Origin of the sequence: Aliiroseovarius sp. M344 (assembly GCF_025140835.1) — a bacterium.
Lineage (GTDB): Bacteria > Pseudomonadota > Alphaproteobacteria > Rhodobacterales > Rhodobacteraceae > Aliiroseovarius.
This window is the reverse complement of the sequence record NZ_CP081153.1, coordinates 133582-151589: the sequence shown is the minus strand read 5'-3', so window position 1 is coordinate 151589 and position 18008 is coordinate 133582. Positions and strand designations below refer to the sequence as shown.

Here is an 18008-nt window from a genome sequence, read left to right as displayed (position 1 = left end):
AAAGACTTTCAACAGATTGTTGAAAATTAACTTGTGCCATGTCATGCTCTGCCCTAACGCCAAAGCCAAGTGGGAAGCGCATGTCCTATATCGAAAGCCTTCGCGTATTTGTTCGCGTGGTTGATCTTGGCAGCATCACATCAGGTGGTCGCGACCTGCGCCTGACCCCGGCGGTTGCCAGTAAGCGCATCAAAGAGCTGGAGAAACACCTGGGTGTGCGCCTGTTCAACCGGACCACACGCTCATTGTCACCAACCGAAGTTGGCAAGCTGTTCTATGACGAGGCGAAGGCAGTGCTTGAGACGGTTGATATCGCGGAGTCGAAGGTCGCCAACTTCTCTCACGCGCCGCGCGGGACGATCCGCGTGACCGCGCCGCTGGGGGCCGGACGCCGAGTTATCGCGCCCTTGGTGCCAAAGTTCGTCGAGAAATATCCTGACACGCGACTGCAAATGCGGCTGTCTGACCGCAAAGTGGATATTCTGGCCGACGGATTAGACGTGTCCTTTTTTATCGGAACACCCAGCGATTCGAACCTGAAACTGCGCAAGATCAGTGACTGCGAGCGGGTGTTGTGCGCCTCGCCCGAGTACCTGGCGCAGAACGGCACACCTCAGACACCTGACGACCTGATGAAAGACACCGCGAATTGCCTGCTTCTCAGATATCCGCGCTCGCCCGAATATTTCTGGGTGCTGCAAACCGCCAAAGGGGCGCGGAAACTGGAGGTCGCTGGCAAATATGACGCCGATGACGGTGATGTCCTGACGGCTTGGGCGTTGGACGGGCGCGGCATCGTTAACAAACCGCGTTTTGAAGTGGCGGGGCACCTTCGCGATGGCACGCTTGTCGAGGTGCTTCCCGAAACCCCGCCCGCCCCAACAATTTTTGGCTGCCTTTATCCGCACAAGAAGCTGCAAGACCCCAAGGTCCGCCTGTTCGTCAATTTCGTCATTGAAAACAGCAAGCCCCTGTTGGGCGTGGCGCCAATTTTCCCAAAACAGGCCCAATCCTAAGCCTTCGCGCCGTTTATCGCGTCCGTCACCACGGCACAGGTTTACCGGCCCAATCAAAGAAGCGGCCATTGTCTTCCGGGGTGAGTTTTTCGATGACGCCCAACAGGTTTTCAGCGGCCGCGTCGGGTGGCACCGATTTGTGCTGGGGATAGTCCTTGGTGAACGGGGTAGCCACAGTGCCCGGGTGCAGCGCAACGCATATCAGATGTTTGTGTGTCCGACGCATCTCGATCGAGGCGGTTTTGATCAACTGGTTTAGCGCCGCTTTCGAGGCCCGATAGGAATACCACCCACCCAATCGATTGTCGCCGATAGAGCCGACGCGGGCAGACAAGGCGGCGAACACCGCAGGCCTGTCACGCGCCAACAGGTGTTTGGCATGTTTCAGGATCAGCGCCGGTCCTATGGCGTTCACTGCGAACACCGCAGCAAGTTCCTCGGCGGTTACGGCGCCTATCGATTTCTCGGGGCCGGACTGCGCGGCCAGAATACCGGTGGCAACGATGATCAAGTCAAAGGAACCGTCAAGTTGGCCCAGCGCAGCGGACACGCTGTCCTCGTTGGTGATATCCAATCTATCACCTGCCCGCGACAGGCCGATGACGTCAAAGCCCCGCCCCTGCAGGGCGACGTTCAAGGCCTGACCGACCCCGCCGGAGGATCCAATGACAAGCGCGCGTTTCGTTGATTCTTTCATATCCTGACCATACGGCCCGGGTTCCGGACACGCAAAAGGCCCCTGCCCGTGCAGAGGCTTGCTCTAAGGTGATATTTGGGCGGAACGGTCTCAGTTCGACGCGATATGGAACGGCAAATCCTTGGCGGCATTGCGGTACCACGCGACAACCTTCTTACGCTCTTCGTCTTCCATGAACGAAACATTCGCAGGCGGCATTGCAACCGTCACACCTGCCTGAATGTAAATCTGACGTGCGGCGCGAGTAATATCGCCTGTGGTTTCCAGATGGATGCCCTTTGGCGCGCGGCGGATGCCGTCATAATACACCTCGCGCGCATGACACATGGAGCAGCGGCCCAGAATGATGTCCTGCACCTCCTCAAACCCTTCGGCGTTTGCAAAGACTTGCTCAGTGGCAGTCAACGGACGGGCTTCGGCCTCTTCCAGTGTGTCATTTTCCAAAGGCGCTGTGGACAGCCACATGATCAGGATGAACAGCACCGCTGTTACCAGCCATGTCCATTTCGGGTCGCTTGTGCCTGCATGGTTCGAGTTGAAATAATGGCGGATCGACACACCCATCAGAAACACCAATGCAGCAATGATCCAGTTGTACTCAGAGGCAAATGCCAGCGGATAGTGGTTGGACAGCATCAGGAAGATCACCGGCAACGTCAGATAGTTGTTATGGGTCGAGCGCAGCTTGGCGATCTTGCCGTATTTCGCATCCGGCGTGCGGCCTTCCTGCAAATCTTTCACCACGATGCGCTGATTGGGCATGATGATGAAGAACACGTTCGCGGTCATAATCGTCGCAGTGAAAGCCCCAAGGTGAAGCATCGTCGCGCGGCCGGTGAAGATCTGGTTATAGCCATAACCCATTGCCACCAGCAGCACGAACAACAGCACCATCAGCACGGTCGGATTTTCGGCCAGTTGCGATTTGCACAAGAAGTCATAGACCAGCCAGCCGATCGACAGCGAGACTGCCGAGATCACGATCCCTTGCCACAGCGCCAGATCGGCCTTTGCGGCATCGATCAGGTAAAGCTCGCCCCCGACCCAATAGACGATCATCAACAGCGCCGCACCAGACAACCATGTTGTATAGCTTTCCCATTTGAACCAGATCAGATGCTCGGGCATGTTTTCCGGGGCCACAAGAAACTTGCGGATGTGGTAAAACCCGCCCCCATGCACTTGCCATTCTTCGCCGTGGGCACCCACGGGCAGGTCCGGCGCTTTGCGCAACCCAAGGTCAAGCGCGACAAAGTAAAAGGACGAGCCAATCCAGGCCATCGCTGTGATGACGTGCAACCAACGGACCGCAAAGGCCAGCCAGTCCCACATGATTGCAAGATCTTGCATAGGGTGTTCCTCCGAGCTTTTACAAAAGGTAGCTCACTGCCTGATTATCGTATATTAGGAAAAAGTATCTAGCTGCTTCAAAAAAAATCGAAGAATAAAATTATGGCCTATCTGGACAATATCAGAACCTTTGTGCGGGTCTATGAATTGGGCAGCATGTCAGCTGCCGCGCGCGATCTACGCATCTCAGCGGCCGTGGCTTCGTCGCGCATATCGCAACTTGAAGGGCATCTGGGAATACGGCTGTTTCAACGAACGACGCGGCTTCTTAACCCAACCGAACAGGGCAACACGTTTTACAAAGGCGCCTGCAAAATTCTTGAGGCCGTCGAGGCGGCCGAGGCTGATATCAGCGATATCACGCAATCGCCGCGCGGCACGCTGCACGTGGCGGCACCTATTGGCATCGCCCAACGGTTCATCGCGCCTGCCGTGCCTAAATTCAAAGAAGCCTATCCACTTATCAACATCCGCTTACGGTCTTCTGACCGAAAGCTTGATCTGGCAGCCGAAGGATTGGATGCCGCTTTCTTCTTGGGTGTGCCCGAAGACAGCAATCTGCGCATTCGCAAAATCACGGATTGCCCGCGGGTGTTGTGTGCCTCGCCGGACTATATCAAAACCCACGGGATGCCGACATCCAGCGACGAGTTGCGCACCGATAAACATGATTGTCTGAACCTGCGCTATCCGGGCGCGCCCGAGTTCCAATGGCCACTTCAAACCCCGGATGGCGTCAAGCGCGTCACCGTTTCGGGCCCGTTCGAATCCGACCATGGTGAGATACTGACCCGTTGGGCGCTGGATGGTCAGGGGATTGTGCTGAAGGCGGTGTTTGAGATTTCGGATCATCTGGCCAAAGGGCGACTGGTGCCGGTGCTGGTCGATGAACCGCCGCTGCCCATTCAGTTGGCGTGCCTTTATATGCACCGGCGCAGACAGGACCCGAAGGCCCGCCTGTTCATCGACTTCATGGTAGATCACATTCAAGCGGCAATGCCCGACTAGTCACGCCCGCCTAGCTGCCGCGATAAGTCGAATAGCCAAAGGGCGACAGCAGAAGCGGCACGTGGTAATGCGCCTCTTGCGACATCCCAAAGCGCAGCGGAACCACATCAAGGAACCGCGGTTCTTCTGGCGCGGTTCCGGTGGCATCCAGATACGCGCCCGCATGGAACACCAGTTCATACGTCCCAAGGGCAAATTCGCTGGCTGGCAGAATTTGCTCATCGGTCCGCCCATCATCATTGGTCTTGAGGCTGCGCAAATGAACGCGCTTGTCGCCATCGATGCGATACAGGTCGATCTCAAGCCCTTCCGCCGGGCAACCCCGGGCGGTGTCCAGAACATGTGTCGTCAAATATCCGGTCATGCGGCGTCTCCTTGTGCGATATCCCATTAATGTCCTGCGCTTTGTAATCAATACATAGAGAAGTGACAAAAAGCTCTTTCAAAAATAATGAGAAAGTCGCCAGAATTGTTCTGAGGTATAAGAAAGAAAATGAGGAGACCCCGAGTTGACACGCTACACTCGTGATATGCGCGGCCACGGCCCAACCCCGCCCCATCCGCAGTGGCCGGGCGATGCCAAAGTCGCGGTGCAGTTTGTGCTGAACTACGAAGAAGGCGCAGAGAATTGCGTACTTCACGGCGACGACGCATCCGAGGCTTTTTTGTCCGACATTCCCGGCGCTGCCCCATGGCCCGGCAAACGTCACTGGAACATGGAAAGCATGTATGAATACGGCGCGCGCGCCGGCTTCTGGCGTTTGCACCGCCTGTTCACAGGCGCGGATATTCCGCTGACCATTTATGGCGTTGCGCGTGCCCTGTCGCGCAGCCCAGAGCAGGTACAGGCCATGAAAGACGCGGGCTGGGAGATTGCCAGCCACGGCTTGAAATGGATCGAACATAAAGACATGCCCGAAGACGCTGAGCGTGCCGCCATTGCCGAAGCTGTCCGTTTGCACACCGAGGTTGTGGGCGAACGTCCGCGCGGCTGGTATACCGGGCGCTGTTCGGAAAACACTGTGCGACTGGCTGCCGAAGAAGGTGGCTTTGCTTATGTGTCTGACACCTATGACGATGACCTGCCCTATTGGCTAAAGGTCGGCGACCGTGATCAACTGATCATTCCCTATACGCTGGAAGCCAACGACATGCGGTTCGCCACCGCTCCGGGTTGGGTGACAGGTGACGATTTTGGCCGCTATCTGACTGACGCATTCGATACGCTCTATGCCGAAGGTGAAGCCGGACGTCCTGCGATGATGACCATCGGACTGCACTGTCGGCTTGTGGGTCGCCCGGGCAAAATCGCCGGATTGAAGCGATTTATCGACCACATTCAGGCCCATGACAGCGTCTGGTGTCCACGCCGGATCGACATTGCTGACCACTGGGCGATAACCCATCCGCCCAAGCGCTTCGAGCGCCCGAGCCAGATGGACAAGGCGCGGTTTGTGTCGCTTTACGGCTCGATTTTTGAGCATTCCCCCTGGATCGCCGAACGCGCCTTTGATCTGGAGCTTGGCCCCGCCCATGACAGTGCGGCGGGCGTCCACAACGCCCTATCCCGTATCTTCCGCACCGCGTCCGAAGAAGAGCGCCTTGGTGTTCTAACAGCGCACCCCGATCTGGCGGGGAAGCTGGCTGCCGCGGGCGAGCTGACGGCGGAAAGCACATCCGAGCAGGCTGGTGCCGGGTTGGATTACCTCACGGATGAAGAGCGCAAGACCTTTACCAAGCTCAACACCACCTATGTGGGCAAGCACGGGTTTCCCTTCATCATTGCGGTGCGCGATCATGACAAGGCTTCGATCGTTGCGAATTTCCAACAGCGTATCGACAATGACCGCGACACCGAATTTGCCGAGGCCTGCCGACAAGTCGAGCGGATCGCCCAGTTCCGTTTGAAGGACCTGCTGCCATGAGCCGTGTGTTGTCCTCGCAGCCCCTGACTGCTGCCGCTTTTGCCCCGTTCGGTGATGTGATCGAGGTCTCAGGCGTGCCGGACAAGCTGATCAATCAAGGCATGTGCGGGCGTCATCACGATCTGGCGCGTCTAGATTTTACCGACGGGCGCGCCGGGATAAGTCTGTTTGACGCCAAGGCGCGGCAGTTTCCGCATGTGGTCGACATGGTCGAACGTCACCCCGACGGAAGTCAGGCGTTCATTCCCGTGTCCGGCGTGCCGATGCTGGTTATCGTCGCCGAGGATCAGGATGGATCGCCGGTGAACCTGAAGGCCTTCGTGTCGCAGCCCGGCCAATCCGTCAATCTTTTACGGGGCGTTTGGCACGGTGTGCTCGCCCCCGTCGAAAAACCAGGACGGTTCATCGTCATTGACCGCATAGGCGACGGACCCAACCTGCAAGAACATTGGTTCGACGACCCTTTTGTTGTCGAAACAGTAACTAAGGCACCCTGACAAAGAAACAGGGGCCTAGCGCGAACAGTCTAAATGGGAGGAAACCACATGGCTGACAACTCAATAGGAACCGCAGAACAACTGCGGGATCCAAACTATTTTCCGGGGCTTGCCAAAGGCATCCCGCTGGGTATCCAGCATGTCCTGGCGATGTTCGTCTCGAACGTCACGCCCGCGATCATCGTCGCAGGTGCCGCCGGTTTCGGCTTCGGATCGAACAGCCCGGACTTTCCTGAGCTCTTGTATCTGATCCAGATGTCGATGCTGTTTGCCGGGGTTGCAACCTTGCTGCAAACCATCACGCTTGGCCCAGTTGGCGCGGCACTGCCTATCGTGCAAGGGACGTCCTTCGCGTTCCTGCCCATCATGATCCCGCTTGTGGCGGGCAAAGGCGTTGACGCGCTGGCCGCGCTGTTTACCGGTGTGATCATTGGTGGCCTGTTCCACGCCTTCCTTGGCACATTCATCGGCAAGATACGCTTCGCCTTGCCGCCGCTTGTGACCGGGCTGGTCGTGACCATGATCGGTCTGGCGCTGGTGAAGGTTGGCATTCAGTACGCTGCCGGTGGCGTTCCAGCGATTGGCACCCCTGAATATGGCTCGCTACTGAACTGGTCGGCTGCACTGGTGGTGATCTTCGTGACACTGGGTTTGAAATTTTTCACCAAAGGCATGTTGTCGATCTCGGCCGTGCTGATTGGTCTGGTTGTTGGTTACATCTATTCGATCATGGTTGGCATGTTGTCGATTGAGGCCATCGCCACCTCGTGGAGCCGCGCCAGCGCCTTCGCCCTGCCGATGCCCTTCAAGTATGGGTTCGAACTGTCGGCAGCGGCCATCATCGGCTTCTGCCTGATGGCATTCATTTCGGCGATTGAGACTGTTGGCGACGTGTCCGGGATCACCAAAGGTGGTGCAGGCCGCGAAGCGACAGACGAGGAAATTCAGGGTGCGACCTATGCCGATGGTATTGGCACTGCTGTTGCTGGTATGTTTGGCGCGTTCCCGAACACCTCGTTCAGCCAGAACGTCGGCCTGATCGCCATGACCGGCGTGATGAGCCGCCACGTTGTGACTTGCGGCGCAATCTTCCTGATCATTTGTGGTCTTGTCCCGAAAGTCGGCGGTGTCATCCGCACAGTGCCCATCGAGGTGCTGGGCGGCGGCGTGATCGTTATGTTCGGTATGGTTGTGGCCGCCGGTATCTCGATGCTGTCAGACGTGGACTGGAACCGTCGCAACATGGTGATCTTCGCGATTGCCCTGTCGATCGGTCTGGGTCTGCAACTGGAGCCGGGTGCGCTTCAGCACATGCCCGACACCGCGCGCATTCTTCTGACGTCGGGCCTGTTGCCTGCCGCGTTGATCGCCATCGTCTTGAACTTGATCCTGCCAGAAGAACTGGCCGGGGAATCGACCGAGGAAGTCTCGGGCGGTATGGCCGGACATGGTCGCGGGTCACTGTCACGCGACGACTAGGGTTAAGAAATGATTTTCGGTCGTCCCCTTAGGGGGGCGTCCGGGCCACCAAAGATGACCGCAATCACGGACTGAAACCGCTGCAAACTGCTGCCCCTGATGGGGACGTATGCTTCCGTTTCGCCCTCCTCTCACGAATTGAACACAAACCATGTGGGCAGATGCCGCACGATCACCGACCTGATCCCGCCACGCAAACGGCGCAAGTGATCCGACGCTTGACGGGGCAAGCAAAAAAGGCGCGCCCATCTCGGCGCGCCCTTTTCTTTTAGTGCGGCTTGAAAACCGGCTGATCAGCCATAGCTGGACACCGCCGATCCGGCCAATGCCGCGGTGTTCAGCAATCCGCGCACGGTGATTGAAGGGGTAACGATGTGCACCCGATTGCCCATTCCCATCAGTATCGGTCCAACCTCAAGTCCACCCGCGACGGATTTCAGGATGTTGCGCGTGGCACCGGCCGCATCCGAATTGGCATAGACCAGCACATTCGCCTTGCCGGTCAACCTTCCGCCGGGGAACAGCCGTTCGCGCAGATCGGGATCAAGGGCCGCATCGGTGTGCATCTCGCCCTCGTACTCGAAATTCAGTGGCAGGGTATCCAGAATGTCCAACGCACCGCGCATGGCCCGGCCCGAGGCGCTGTCCAGGTTGCCGAACTGGGATCCCGAACACAGCGCGACGCGTGGTTCGATCCCGAAGCGGCGCACATGGCGTGCAGCCGCAACGACGATTTCAGACAATTGCTGCGCATCTGGCGTGATGTTCACATGAGTATCCGCTACGAACAGCGGCCCCTGATCCAAGATCATCAAAGACAGCGCACCGATCGGGTGAAGCTCGCCTTCTGCCAGCAGGCTGGTGGCATAGTTCAGATGCCAGCGAAACTCGCCAAATGTGCCACAAATCATGCTGTCAGCTTCACCACGCCGCACCATAACACCGGCGATTGCCGTGGTGTTGGTACGCAGGATGGCACGCGCCAGATCGGGCGTGACGCCTTTGCGCGCCAAGACGCTGTGATAGGTTTCCCAATAGTCGCGATAGCGCGGATCGTTTTCCGGGTTCACAAGCTCGAAATCCTTCCCCGGACGTATCTTTAGCCCTTCGCGTTCAAGCCGTGCCTCAACCACTTCGGGTCGACCGATCAGGATCGGGGTATCAACCCCTTCTTCGACCATGGACTGAGCCGCGCGCAATATGCGTTCATCCTCGCCTTCGGCAAAGACGATCCGTCGTTTGGCTGCACGGGCGGCATCGAACACCCGCCGCATGATCGAATAGGACCGGAAAACCTCGCCTTGAAGTGTGGTTTTGTACTCGTCCAAATCAAGTTCACGCGTCGCAACACCAGAATCGATGGCCGCCCGCGCCACCGCTGTCGCAATCGTCGGCAACAAACGCGGATCAAACGGTTTCGGGATCAGGTAGTCCGGCCCAAAGGTCAGACGCTCGCCCCGGTAGGCGACACCCACTTCGGCCGAGGTTGTCTCGCGTGCCAATCGGGCGATGGCCTCGACACAAGCCAGTTTCATCTCGTCATTGATCTCGGTCGCGCCGCTGTCCAGCGCGCCCCGGAAGATGAACGGGAAACACAGCACGTTGTTGACCTGATTGGGGTAATCAGACCGGCCGGTAGCGATCAGCGCCCGAGGAGCAACCTCGCGCGCGTCTTCGGGCATAATTTCCGGCGTCGGGTTTGCCAGCGCGAAGATGATCGGATCATCCGCCATCTTAGCGACCATTTCTTTGGTCAGCAGACCGGGTCCAGACACGCCAAGAAACAGGTCCGCCCCAACCATCGCGTCATCGGTCGTGCGCATATCGGTGTCGCGGGCGAATTCCTGCTTTTGCGGGTTCAGATCATTGCGGAGTGTGTGAACCACACCTTTGCTATCCAGCATCGTGATGTGCTCTTTCTTAACACCCATCACCATCAGCATTTTCAGACACGCAATGCCCGCAGCCCCTGCGCCAAGCGCGACGACCTTTACATCTTCGACTTTCTTTTCGGCCACGATCAGCGCGTTAAACGCGGCCGCCGAGGCAACAATCGCCGTGCCGTGTTGATCGTCGTGGAACACCGGAATGTTCATCTTTTGCTTGCACAGTTCCTCGACCAGAAAGCAGTCAGGCGCCTTGATATCTTCAAGGTTCACAGCCCCGAACGTGGGTTCCAACTTGGCAACGATTTCGGCCAGTTTTTCGGGATCGGTTTCGTTCACCTCAATGTCAAAGCAATCAATGCCCGCGAATTTCTTAAACAGAACCGCCTTGCCTTCCATCACCGGTTTTGAGGCTTGTGCACCAATATTGCCCAAGCCCAGAACCGCCGTGCCGTTTGAGATCACGGCGACAAGGTTGCCCTTCGACGTATAGCGTGCGGCATCTCCGGGGTTCTTTTCGATCTCAAGGCATGCCTCGGCCACTCCGGGACTATAGGCATTCGACAGATCGCGCCCTGTGGCCATCGGTTTCGTGGCGCGGATTTCCAGTTTTCCGGGTTTCGGAAACTCGTGATAATCCAGTGCTTCCTGACGTTTATCAGCGCTTTTGTTGTCCAATGCCATGTTCTGTAACTCCTCCAAGAGACGCGCCAACAGGCACGCTATCCTTTGCATGCTAGGGCGTATTCGCGCGCTTTGTCATGACAATTGCCAAGTCGCCTGTTCTGGCAACGCTGACCGGGTCTTTGCGACTTGTGGGCCGAGGTCGCTTTAGAAGTCGACCTCGATCGCGATGCCCTTTTCGACAGCAAGATCCACAACCTTAGAGGCGACGGCCAGATCCTGAAGCCCAACACCTGTGCCATCGAACAACGTCACCTGATCATCGGACGTGCGCCCGGGATGGTCGCCATTGATGACTGCACCAATTTCTGCGATATCCGCCTGCTTCAACGTCCCGGCAGAAATGGCGTGCTGCGCCTCGCCGATGCTGATCGACTGGGCGATTTCGTCTGTGAACACGGTGGCGCGGGCCACAAGCGCGGCTTCGACCTCTTGCTTGCCTTTGGTGTCAGTGCCCATGCAGGCGATGTGCGTGCCGGGCTTGACCTGCGCATCCTTCAGGATCGCCGCTTGGCTTGATACGATCGTCACGATCACGTCCGCCTGCGCACCCAGGTCATCAAGGCTGACGCTTTCAAACGGCAGGCCCAGTTCGCCCGCCACTTTCTCGAGCGAGGCAAGTTTTTCCGGCGTACGATTCCACGCGACGACCTTCTCAAATTTTCGCTGCTCGGCCACGGCTTGCAGTTGGAATGTGGCTTGATGCCCTGCCCCGATCATGCCCAAAACCTTGCTGTCCTTGCGCGCCAAATGCGCGACAGATACGGCAGCCGCCGCGGCGGTCCGCAAGGCCGTCAAAAGATTGCCCCCAACCACGGCGCGGCATTTGCCTGTGTCTGCGTCAAACAGGAAGACCGTCGACTGGTGATTGGTCAGACCCTTGTCAGCATTGCCGGGCCAATACCCGCCGGATTTCAGGCCAAGGTTCAGGGCGGCCCGGTCAAACCCAGATTTGAACCCGTAAAGCGCATCAGCATGACCGATCGCCTCGCGGATCACCGGGAAATTATAGGCTGACCCGCCTGACATAGAGGCGAACACCTGTTCCACCGCGTCGAAGTTATCTTTGCGGGTCACAAGGGCGGCGATTTCTTTTTCGGGGACGATAAACATGTTGGTAGATCCTATTCAAGAAAGGTGGGGCCGTATGACAGCCCCACCAGTTCAGGATGAGAATTAATAGGCTTTGCCGCGTGCTGACACCGGCCAAACGGTTTCAACCTTGCCATTCCGCACGCCCACATACCAATCATGCACGTTACAGGTCGGGTCGCAGTGACCCGGCACAAGGCGCAGCTTGTCGTTCACCTTCAGCGCGCCATTCGGATCGGCCACCACGCCATGTTCGTCCGAACATTTCAGGTATTCGACATCGTCGCGGCCATAGACAAAAGGCAAACCGCTATCGACGGATTGGGCTTTCAGACCTGCATCGACGATGGCTTTGTCGGCTTTTGAATGGCTCATCACCGTGGTCAGGATGAACAACGCGTTCTCCCACTCGCCGTCATCAATGCGCTTGCCGTCTTTGTCGAGGATGCGGCCATAATCGGCGTCCATGAACGCGTAGGATCCGCATTGCAGCTCGTTATACACGTTCGATGCGCTCTCGAAGTAATACGAGCCCGTCCCGCCACCGCCAACAATGTCACACTCCAGACCGTTGCTTTTCAAACCCTGTACAGCGTCGGCAACCTGCGCAACGGCCGCGTCCAGCTTTTCTTTGCGGTCGGTGTACAGGTCCATGTGCTGCATCGCGCCCTGATAGGCTTGAATGCCGGCAAATTTTAGGTTCGGGGCCGCATCGATCAGTTTTGCGATGTTCACGACGTCCTGCGTTGTGCTCACGCCGCAACGCCCAGCGCCGCAGTCTATCTCGACCAGCGCTTCCAGCTCTGTTCCCGCCGCAACGGCAGCATCGGACAACGCTTTGACATTCTCGGGGTCATCGACACAGACCAGAACCCGTGCACCCAGTTTTGGCATCTCGGCCAAACGCTTGATCTTGGCCGGTTCCGTGACTTGGTTCGACACCATAACGTCCTTGATACCACCACGGGCGAACACCTCGGCCTCGGACACTTTCTGGCAGCATACGCCACAGGCCGCGCCAAGGTCTTGCTGCAACTTCAAAACATCCACGGACTTGTGCATCTTCCCATGGGCGCGGTGACGCATCCCGTGCGCCTTCGCATAGTCGCCCATTTTCTTGACGTTACGCTCCAGCGCACCCAGATCCAACACGAGGCAGGGCGTTTGGATTTCGGCTTCGTCCATGCCGGGCTTGGCGGGTATGTCAAAGCCCACATCGAACTTCGAAAAATCAGTCGGTGCATTCATTTTTCAGTCTCCCAATCAGGTTTTCAGCCACGGCAGTTTGTCCAGATCGACATTGCCGCCAGTGATGATGATGCCAACACGTTTGCCTTTGAACGTGTCGGGGTTTTTCAGGATTGTCGCCAGAGGCACGGCGGAGGAGGGCTCCATCACCACCCGCAAGTGTTTCCAGGTAAGTTTCATCGCCTCGATGATCTCAGGGTCTGAGGCAGTATAGATGTCGGACACGTGGTTCGACACGAAATGCCATGTTAGATCCTTCAAGGGCACCAGCAAACCATCAGCGATGGTTTTCGGCGCGTCATCAGCGATGATGTGCCCTGCCTTGAAGCTGCGATAGGCATCGTCGGCTTGCTCCGGCTCGGCTGCGATGATCTTGGTTTCAGGCGCTAGGTTTGACAGGGTCAGGCAGGTGCCGGAGATCATGCCACCGCCGCCGATTGGCGCGGCCACAAAATCCAGACCGTCCACTTGCTCAATCATCTCTTTCGCGCAGGTCCCCTGCCCCGCAATCACGCGCGGATCGTTATAGGGATGTACGAAGTCACCACCGGTTTCGGCCTGCACCTTGGCAAAGGTCTCTTCGCGCGACGTGGTGGAGGGCTCGCATTCAGTGATCTTGCCACCATACCGGCGCACGGTATCTTTTTTGGCCTGCGGCGCTGTGTGCGGCATGACCACGTTGCACGGGATTCCGCGCAACATGGCTGCATAGCTGAGGCAGGACGCATGGTTGCCGCTGGAATGCGTTGCTACACCCTTCTTAGCCTGTTCGTCATCCAGCCCGAACACCGCGTTCGAGGCACCGCGCACTTTGAACGCGCCCGGCGTCTGGAAGTTCTCGCATTTGAAGAACAATTTGGCGCCGGTCAGTTCGTCCAGATAATCCGACGTGCGAACCGGAGTGCGCTGGATATGCGGCTTGATGCGCTCATGCGCGACAAGCATGTCAGCAAGCGTAGGGATATACATCGTCGTGGTATCCTTTCCGATTAAACAGCGTTGTTGCGATAGTATTCTTGCGCCGCAGCCACACCCGACCCCAGTTTGATATCGAGGCCCAGATCGACCATGCACATCTCAGCGGTTGCCAGACCCGACAGGGTCATAACATCGGTCAGGCTGCCTAGGTGGCCGATGCGGAACACCTTGCCGGCGACCTCGCCCAGACCTACACCGAAGGCGACGCCGTATCTGTTGGCCGCATGTGTGACGATATCAGTTGCGTTGAAACCTTCAGGCGTTCTGATCGCGCTGACCGTGTCCGATTGCACGTCTTTGGAAACTGCGCAAAGCTCAAGGCCCCATGCGTTGACCGCCTGACGCACGCCTTCCGCGATCCGATGGTGACGGACAAAGACGTTCTCAAGCCCTTCATCAAGGATCATCTTGCACGCTTCGTTCAACCCGTTCAACAGACCGACGGCGGGTGTATAAGGATAGGCATTGTTGGCATAGCCGTTGCCCATGTCCCGCACGTCAAAGAAGGTGCGCGGCAGGGTCGCGGTTTCCAGTGCGGCCATGGCCTTGGGCGAAAAGCCGACGATTGCCAAACCAGCGGGTAGCATGAAGCCCTTTTGTGATCCAGTTACGGCAATATCCACGCCCCATTCGTCCATGCGGAAGTCCATCGACGCGATCGAGCTGACACCATCCACGAACAACATCGCCGGGTGGTTGGCCGCATCAAGCGCCTTGCGCACGGCGGCAATGTCCGACCGAACGCCGGTGGCCGTTTCGTTATGCGTGGCCAGAACCACCTTGATCTCGTGACCCGTGTCGGCCTTCAGGATGTCGGCGTATTTGGCGGCAGGCAGACCAGCACCCCAGCGGGTTTCAACAATCTGAACGTCCAGTCCATGACGTTGGCACATGTCGATCCAACGGTGGCTGAACATGCCGTTGCGGGCTGCCAAAACCTTGTCACCAGCACTAAGCGTGTTGGTCAGAGCAGTTTCCCACCCCCCGGTTCCGGTCGAGGGGAAGATAAAAACATTCGCTGTTTCGCTTTTCAGTATCTTCTTCACCCCAGCAAGCGCCGGATGCAAAATTTGCCCAAACAACGGCGAGCGGTGATCCAGCGTCGGCATATCCACAGCCTTGCGCAGATGCTCGGGCATGTTTGTCGGTCCTGGTATGAATACAGGGTTCTGGAAGCTCATTGGCGTACCCTCCTATTAGCGGTTCTGGATCACATTAGCGGGGTGGCATACCGGTTGTATATTTTTTTGAAAAAGTATTTCAAAAATGGGCTTTTGAAGGTAATAATGATAATTAACAATGGCTTGCTTTTTTTCACTCTGTCAAAGTCATTTTCAACAGTGTAATTAAAGTCTTACTTTTTCGGTCGAAAGGAAAGAAAATGGAGCCGATGAAACGGCGAATGGGTCGCCCCAAGAAATTCCAGCAAAACGAAAAACCGACCACCATTCTGGCACTGGATCGGGCGCTAGATGTTCTGGACGCCTTGTCCCATGCAAATGGGATGACGTTGTCCGAGCTTGCGACGCATCTGGACCAATCACCGGCCACCATGCACCGGGTGCTTGCCACCCTTCATGCCAGAGGCGTTGTTGAGATGGACCCGAAAACTCAGGCCTGGCACATCGGCTCAGCTGCTTTTCGCATGGGTTCGGCCTTTTTGCGCAGAAGCAGCATTGTTGAACGTAGCCGCCCAATCATGCGCGAACTGATGGAGGCCACCGGCGAAACTTCGAACCTTGGGATCGAACGGAATGGCGAGATCATGTTCATCAGTCAGGTCGAAACCAACGAATCCATCCGGGCTTTCTTTCCACCCGGCACCTTGTCGCCCATGCACGCATCCGGGATCGGGAAGGCGTTGCTAAGCTGTTATTCGGACCGCCACGCGGATCAGTATTTCCGCACAGCTCGTCTGACAGGGTTTACCCAAAAGACAATCACCCGACCCGATGCACTGCGCGACGAGCTAGCTGGTATTCGGGACAGAGGTTGGTCTTTCGACGACGAGGAGAAAGCCGAGGGCATGCGCTGTATCGCGGCACCGATCCGTGACATCTATGGCGAGGCCGTCGCCGGCATATCCATCTCTGGCCCGACACATCGGATGCCGGAAAGCACCATTGAAAAGATCGGCGCGCTGGTTGCGGATGCTGCGGCACGCGTATCGCGCGGGCTTGGCTCGCCCTAGACCCCGACCGACCCCAGCGTCATATGCCGATTGACGTCTTTATAAAGTAGATATCGGAACGGCCCCGGCCCACCTGCATAACATGCCTGCGGGCAGAAGGCGCGCAGCCACATGTAATCACCGGCCTCGACCTCGACCCAATCTTGGTTCAGACGATAGACAGCTTTGCCCTCCAGCACGTAAAGCCCATGTTCCATTACATGGGTTTCCGCGAAGGGAATGACGCCGCCCGGCTGGAAGGTGACAATGGTCACATGCATGTCATGGCGCAGATCAGTGGGGTCAACAAAACGGCTGGTTGCCCAAGCCCCGTCCGTGTCGGGCATCGGGGTCGGCGTGACGTCGCGATCACTGGTGACAAAGGCTTCTGGTGCGTCCAGCCCCTCGACGGCTTGATAGCGTTTTCGGATCCAATGGAAGCGCACGGGCGCGGACCCGTTGTTGCGCAGGGTCCACGCGGCATGTGGGGGAAGAAAGGCATACCCGCCTTCCGACAATTCATGCGCTTTACCATCAATGGTCAGCGTCATGCCGCCTTCAACGACAAACAACACGGCTTCGGCGCCGGTTTCTGTTTCAGGCCGGTCGCTGCCGCCGCCCGGCAGCACCTCGGCAATATATTGCGAGAAAGTCTCGGCAAATCCTGACAGCGGTCGCGACAATACCCAGAAGCGCGCATCCTCCCAGAACGGCAAAAGACTTGTGACAATATCGCTATAAGTCCCTTTCGGGATCACCGCATAAGCCTCGGTAAACATTGCCCGATCGGTCAGAAGCTGCGTCTGAGGGGGCAACCCTCCGTGCGGTGCATAATAGCTCGATTTCGTCATGCTAGGACCTTCTGCCGAGGGTTTCGTATCTTATGTCGTCTATGATGAAGCCATTTGGAGGATTAATCTTTCCTAATGTCCATGAAGGATCATCAAAATTTCTTTGAAAGTTACCAAGCAAGGCGCCTGTCACCATGCGACCCTAGATCATGCGAATGACGTCTTTGTCGATCGACAGCATATAGCCACGTCGCGCGATGGTTTTGACCAAAAGCTCGCTCATCATCTGATTGCCCAGCGCGTCGCGCAGCCGTTTGATACGGGTGGCGCCGGCCGCTTCATCGCAGTCGGATGGATCACGGCCGGAAATCAGCCCCTCCAACTCGGACCCCGACAAGACCTCTTCATCCATCCGAGCTTCGGCAAGGGCTGACAAGGTTTCGATGGCTGCTTCGGTCAGCGAAAACTCCATATTGTTCAGATAAACCGTACGCTCTTCCCGGCTGATCAAAAGGGAATTGACTTGAATGCCTGCGCGCTCGATCTCGCCCATCCGCCGGTTCAGGCCGATGATGGTGATCAGGAACACCAAGGCAGCGATCAGAAGCGCGGTCGCAAAAATCAAAAGCACAAAGATGACCATGCGATAGCTGGTCAGAGTATCAGCAAAAGCAGTTCCAGATTGCGCAAGAATCTCCAGCAACTTGATTTCGGCGCCAGAGGTCAGGCCATCATTCTCGACAAATATCTGCTCGACCCGCGCGTTGAACGCATTTGCGTCGGGCAAAGTCATAAACAGAACAACGGCAGCGATCAGCAAAATCCCGATGATCGTTGCGATGCCTGCGACGACCACCCGGTTTGAAACTCTACGCGCGTCAGAAGCGAAGGAAGAATTCTCCGGCACTCTCTTTCCTTTCGGTAAGACCTCTATCGTCGAAAATGGACTGAATCTTCAACAGGAACCACCCCTGGTTTTCCAACCGTTGCTGCACCTGGCGGGTCGCAACCTGACGGTCGTTGCAAGCAGCGTCCGGCAGCTCCATCACGCCGTAATGCAGTTTGAGCGGGTTGTCCCGTTTGGCTTTGTAGTCAACATAGCAACCCGCCTGAGCAGGTAGGGCATATGCGACGAACGCGAGGGCAAAGAGAATATGTTTCATCATGCCCAAACCATGCGGCCCGCT

At 57.2% G+C, this 18008-nt stretch carries 17 protein-coding genes; 6 read left to right on the top strand and 11 right to left on the bottom strand.

Annotation, left to right across the window (positions count from 1 at the left end; all coding sequences use genetic code 11):
• Positions 1-80 precede the first annotated feature (80 nt).
• Entirely contained in the window at positions 81-1016 is a 936-nt protein-coding gene (locus K3556_RS00745; protein ID WP_260517833.1) for a LysR family transcriptional regulator, read from the top strand.
• 25 nt (positions 1017-1041) lie between these two features.
• Here the strand turns inward: K3556_RS00745 and K3556_RS00740 are convergent, their stop codons facing one another.
• Positions 1042-1713 carry an SDR family NAD(P)-dependent oxidoreductase gene (locus tag K3556_RS00740; protein WP_260517832.1) on the bottom strand — a complete coding sequence of 224 codons (672 nt, stop codon included), beginning with the start codon at positions 1711-1713 and terminating at the stop codon, positions 1042-1044.
• A 90-nt stretch (positions 1714-1803) separates the two neighbouring features.
• Positions 1804-3063 carry a urate hydroxylase PuuD gene (locus K3556_RS00735; protein WP_260517831.1) on the bottom strand — a complete coding sequence of 420 codons (1260 nt, stop codon included), beginning with the start codon at positions 3061-3063 and terminating at the stop codon, positions 1804-1806.
• A gap of 102 nt (positions 3064-3165) precedes the next feature.
• Here K3556_RS00735 and K3556_RS00730 point away from each other — a divergent pair, with 102 nt between their 5' ends.
• Entirely contained in the window at positions 3166-4071 is a 906-nt protein-coding gene (locus tag K3556_RS00730; RefSeq protein ID WP_260517830.1) for a LysR family transcriptional regulator, read from the top strand.
• A 10-nt stretch (positions 4072-4081) separates the two neighbouring features.
• Here K3556_RS00730 and uraH read toward each other — a convergent pair whose 3' ends face one another.
• Positions 4082-4435: a hydroxyisourate hydrolase gene (gene uraH / locus K3556_RS00725; protein ID WP_260517829.1), complete on the bottom strand. Its 354-nt coding sequence runs from the start codon at positions 4433-4435 to the stop codon at positions 4082-4084.
• A gap of 145 nt (positions 4436-4580) precedes the next feature.
• Between uraH and puuE the strand changes: the two genes are divergently transcribed.
• From puuE to K3556_RS00710, 3 genes are read left to right on the top strand one after another with little or no spacing between them, the layout of a single operon-like run.
• Positions 4581-5996: an allantoinase PuuE gene (gene puuE, locus K3556_RS00720; RefSeq protein WP_260517828.1), complete on the top strand. Its 1416-nt coding sequence runs from the start codon at positions 4581-4583 to the stop codon at positions 5994-5996.
• A complete protein-coding gene (locus tag K3556_RS00715; RefSeq protein WP_260517827.1) occupies positions 5993-6493 on the top strand; it encodes an ureidoglycolate lyase in 501 nt (166 codons plus the stop codon). Before puuE ends, K3556_RS00715 begins: the two co-directional genes overlap by 4 nt.
• Positions 6494-6541: 48 nt before the next feature.
• Positions 6542-7972, top strand: a complete 1431-nt coding sequence (locus tag K3556_RS00710) for a uracil-xanthine permease family protein (RefSeq protein ID WP_260517826.1) — start codon at positions 6542-6544, stop codon at positions 7970-7972.
• 293 nt (positions 7973-8265) lie between these two features.
• Here K3556_RS00710 and K3556_RS00705 read toward each other — a convergent pair whose 3' ends face one another.
• The 5 genes from K3556_RS00705 to bhcA all read right to left on the bottom strand — a co-directional run bounded on the left by K3556_RS00705 (position 8266) and on the right by bhcA (position 15041).
• Positions 8266-10542 carry an NADP-dependent malic enzyme gene (locus K3556_RS00705; RefSeq protein ID WP_260517825.1) on the bottom strand — a complete coding sequence of 759 codons (2277 nt, stop codon included), beginning with the start codon at positions 10540-10542 and terminating at the stop codon, positions 8266-8268.
• A 147-nt stretch (positions 10543-10689) separates the two neighbouring features.
• Complete coding sequence (bhcD, locus tag K3556_RS00700) at positions 10690-11655, bottom strand: iminosuccinate reductase BhcD (RefSeq protein WP_260517824.1); 966 nt, start codon at positions 11653-11655, stop codon at positions 10690-10692.
• A 63-nt stretch (positions 11656-11718) separates the two neighbouring features.
• Entirely contained in the window at positions 11719-12882 is a 1164-nt protein-coding gene (gene bhcC, locus K3556_RS00695; RefSeq protein WP_260517823.1) for a 3-hydroxy-D-aspartate aldolase BhcC, read from the bottom strand.
• A gap of 15 nt (positions 12883-12897) precedes the next feature.
• Positions 12898-13851, bottom strand: a complete 954-nt coding sequence (bhcB, locus tag K3556_RS00690; RefSeq protein ID WP_260517822.1) for a beta-hydroxyaspartate dehydratase BhcB — start codon at positions 13849-13851, stop codon at positions 12898-12900.
• A gap of 20 nt (positions 13852-13871) precedes the next feature.
• Entirely contained in the window at positions 13872-15041 is a 1170-nt protein-coding gene (gene bhcA / locus K3556_RS00685; RefSeq protein WP_260517821.1) for an L-aspartate--glyoxylate aminotransferase BhcA, read from the bottom strand.
• Positions 15042-15241: 200 nt separating this feature from the next.
• Here bhcA and bhcR point away from each other — a divergent pair, with 200 nt between their 5' ends.
• Positions 15242-16051 (top strand): HTH-type transcriptional regulator BhcR, encoded by an 810-nt coding sequence (gene bhcR / locus K3556_RS00680; RefSeq protein WP_260517820.1) that lies wholly within the window; start codon positions 15242-15244, stop codon positions 16049-16051.
• Here bhcR and K3556_RS00675 read toward each other — a convergent pair.
• From K3556_RS00675 to K3556_RS00665, 3 genes are all read right to left on the bottom strand, one after another.
• Positions 16048-16881, bottom strand: coding sequence for a bifunctional allantoicase/(S)-ureidoglycine aminohydrolase (locus tag K3556_RS00675; RefSeq protein ID WP_260517819.1), 834 nt, complete (start codon positions 16879-16881; stop codon positions 16048-16050). The genes bhcR and K3556_RS00675 overlap by 4 nt on opposite strands.
• Positions 16882-17023: 142 nt before the next feature.
• On the bottom strand, positions 17024-17728 hold the full coding sequence (locus K3556_RS00670) for a helix-turn-helix domain-containing protein (RefSeq protein ID WP_260517818.1): 705 nt from the start codon (positions 17726-17728) through the stop codon (positions 17024-17026).
• Positions 17700-17987 carry a hypothetical protein gene (locus K3556_RS00665; RefSeq protein WP_312847273.1) on the bottom strand — a complete coding sequence of 96 codons (288 nt, stop codon included), beginning with the start codon at positions 17985-17987 and terminating at the stop codon, positions 17700-17702. The genes K3556_RS00670 and K3556_RS00665 overlap by 29 nt, the downstream gene beginning before the upstream one ends.
• Between the last annotated feature and the right edge of the window lie 21 nt (positions 17988-18008).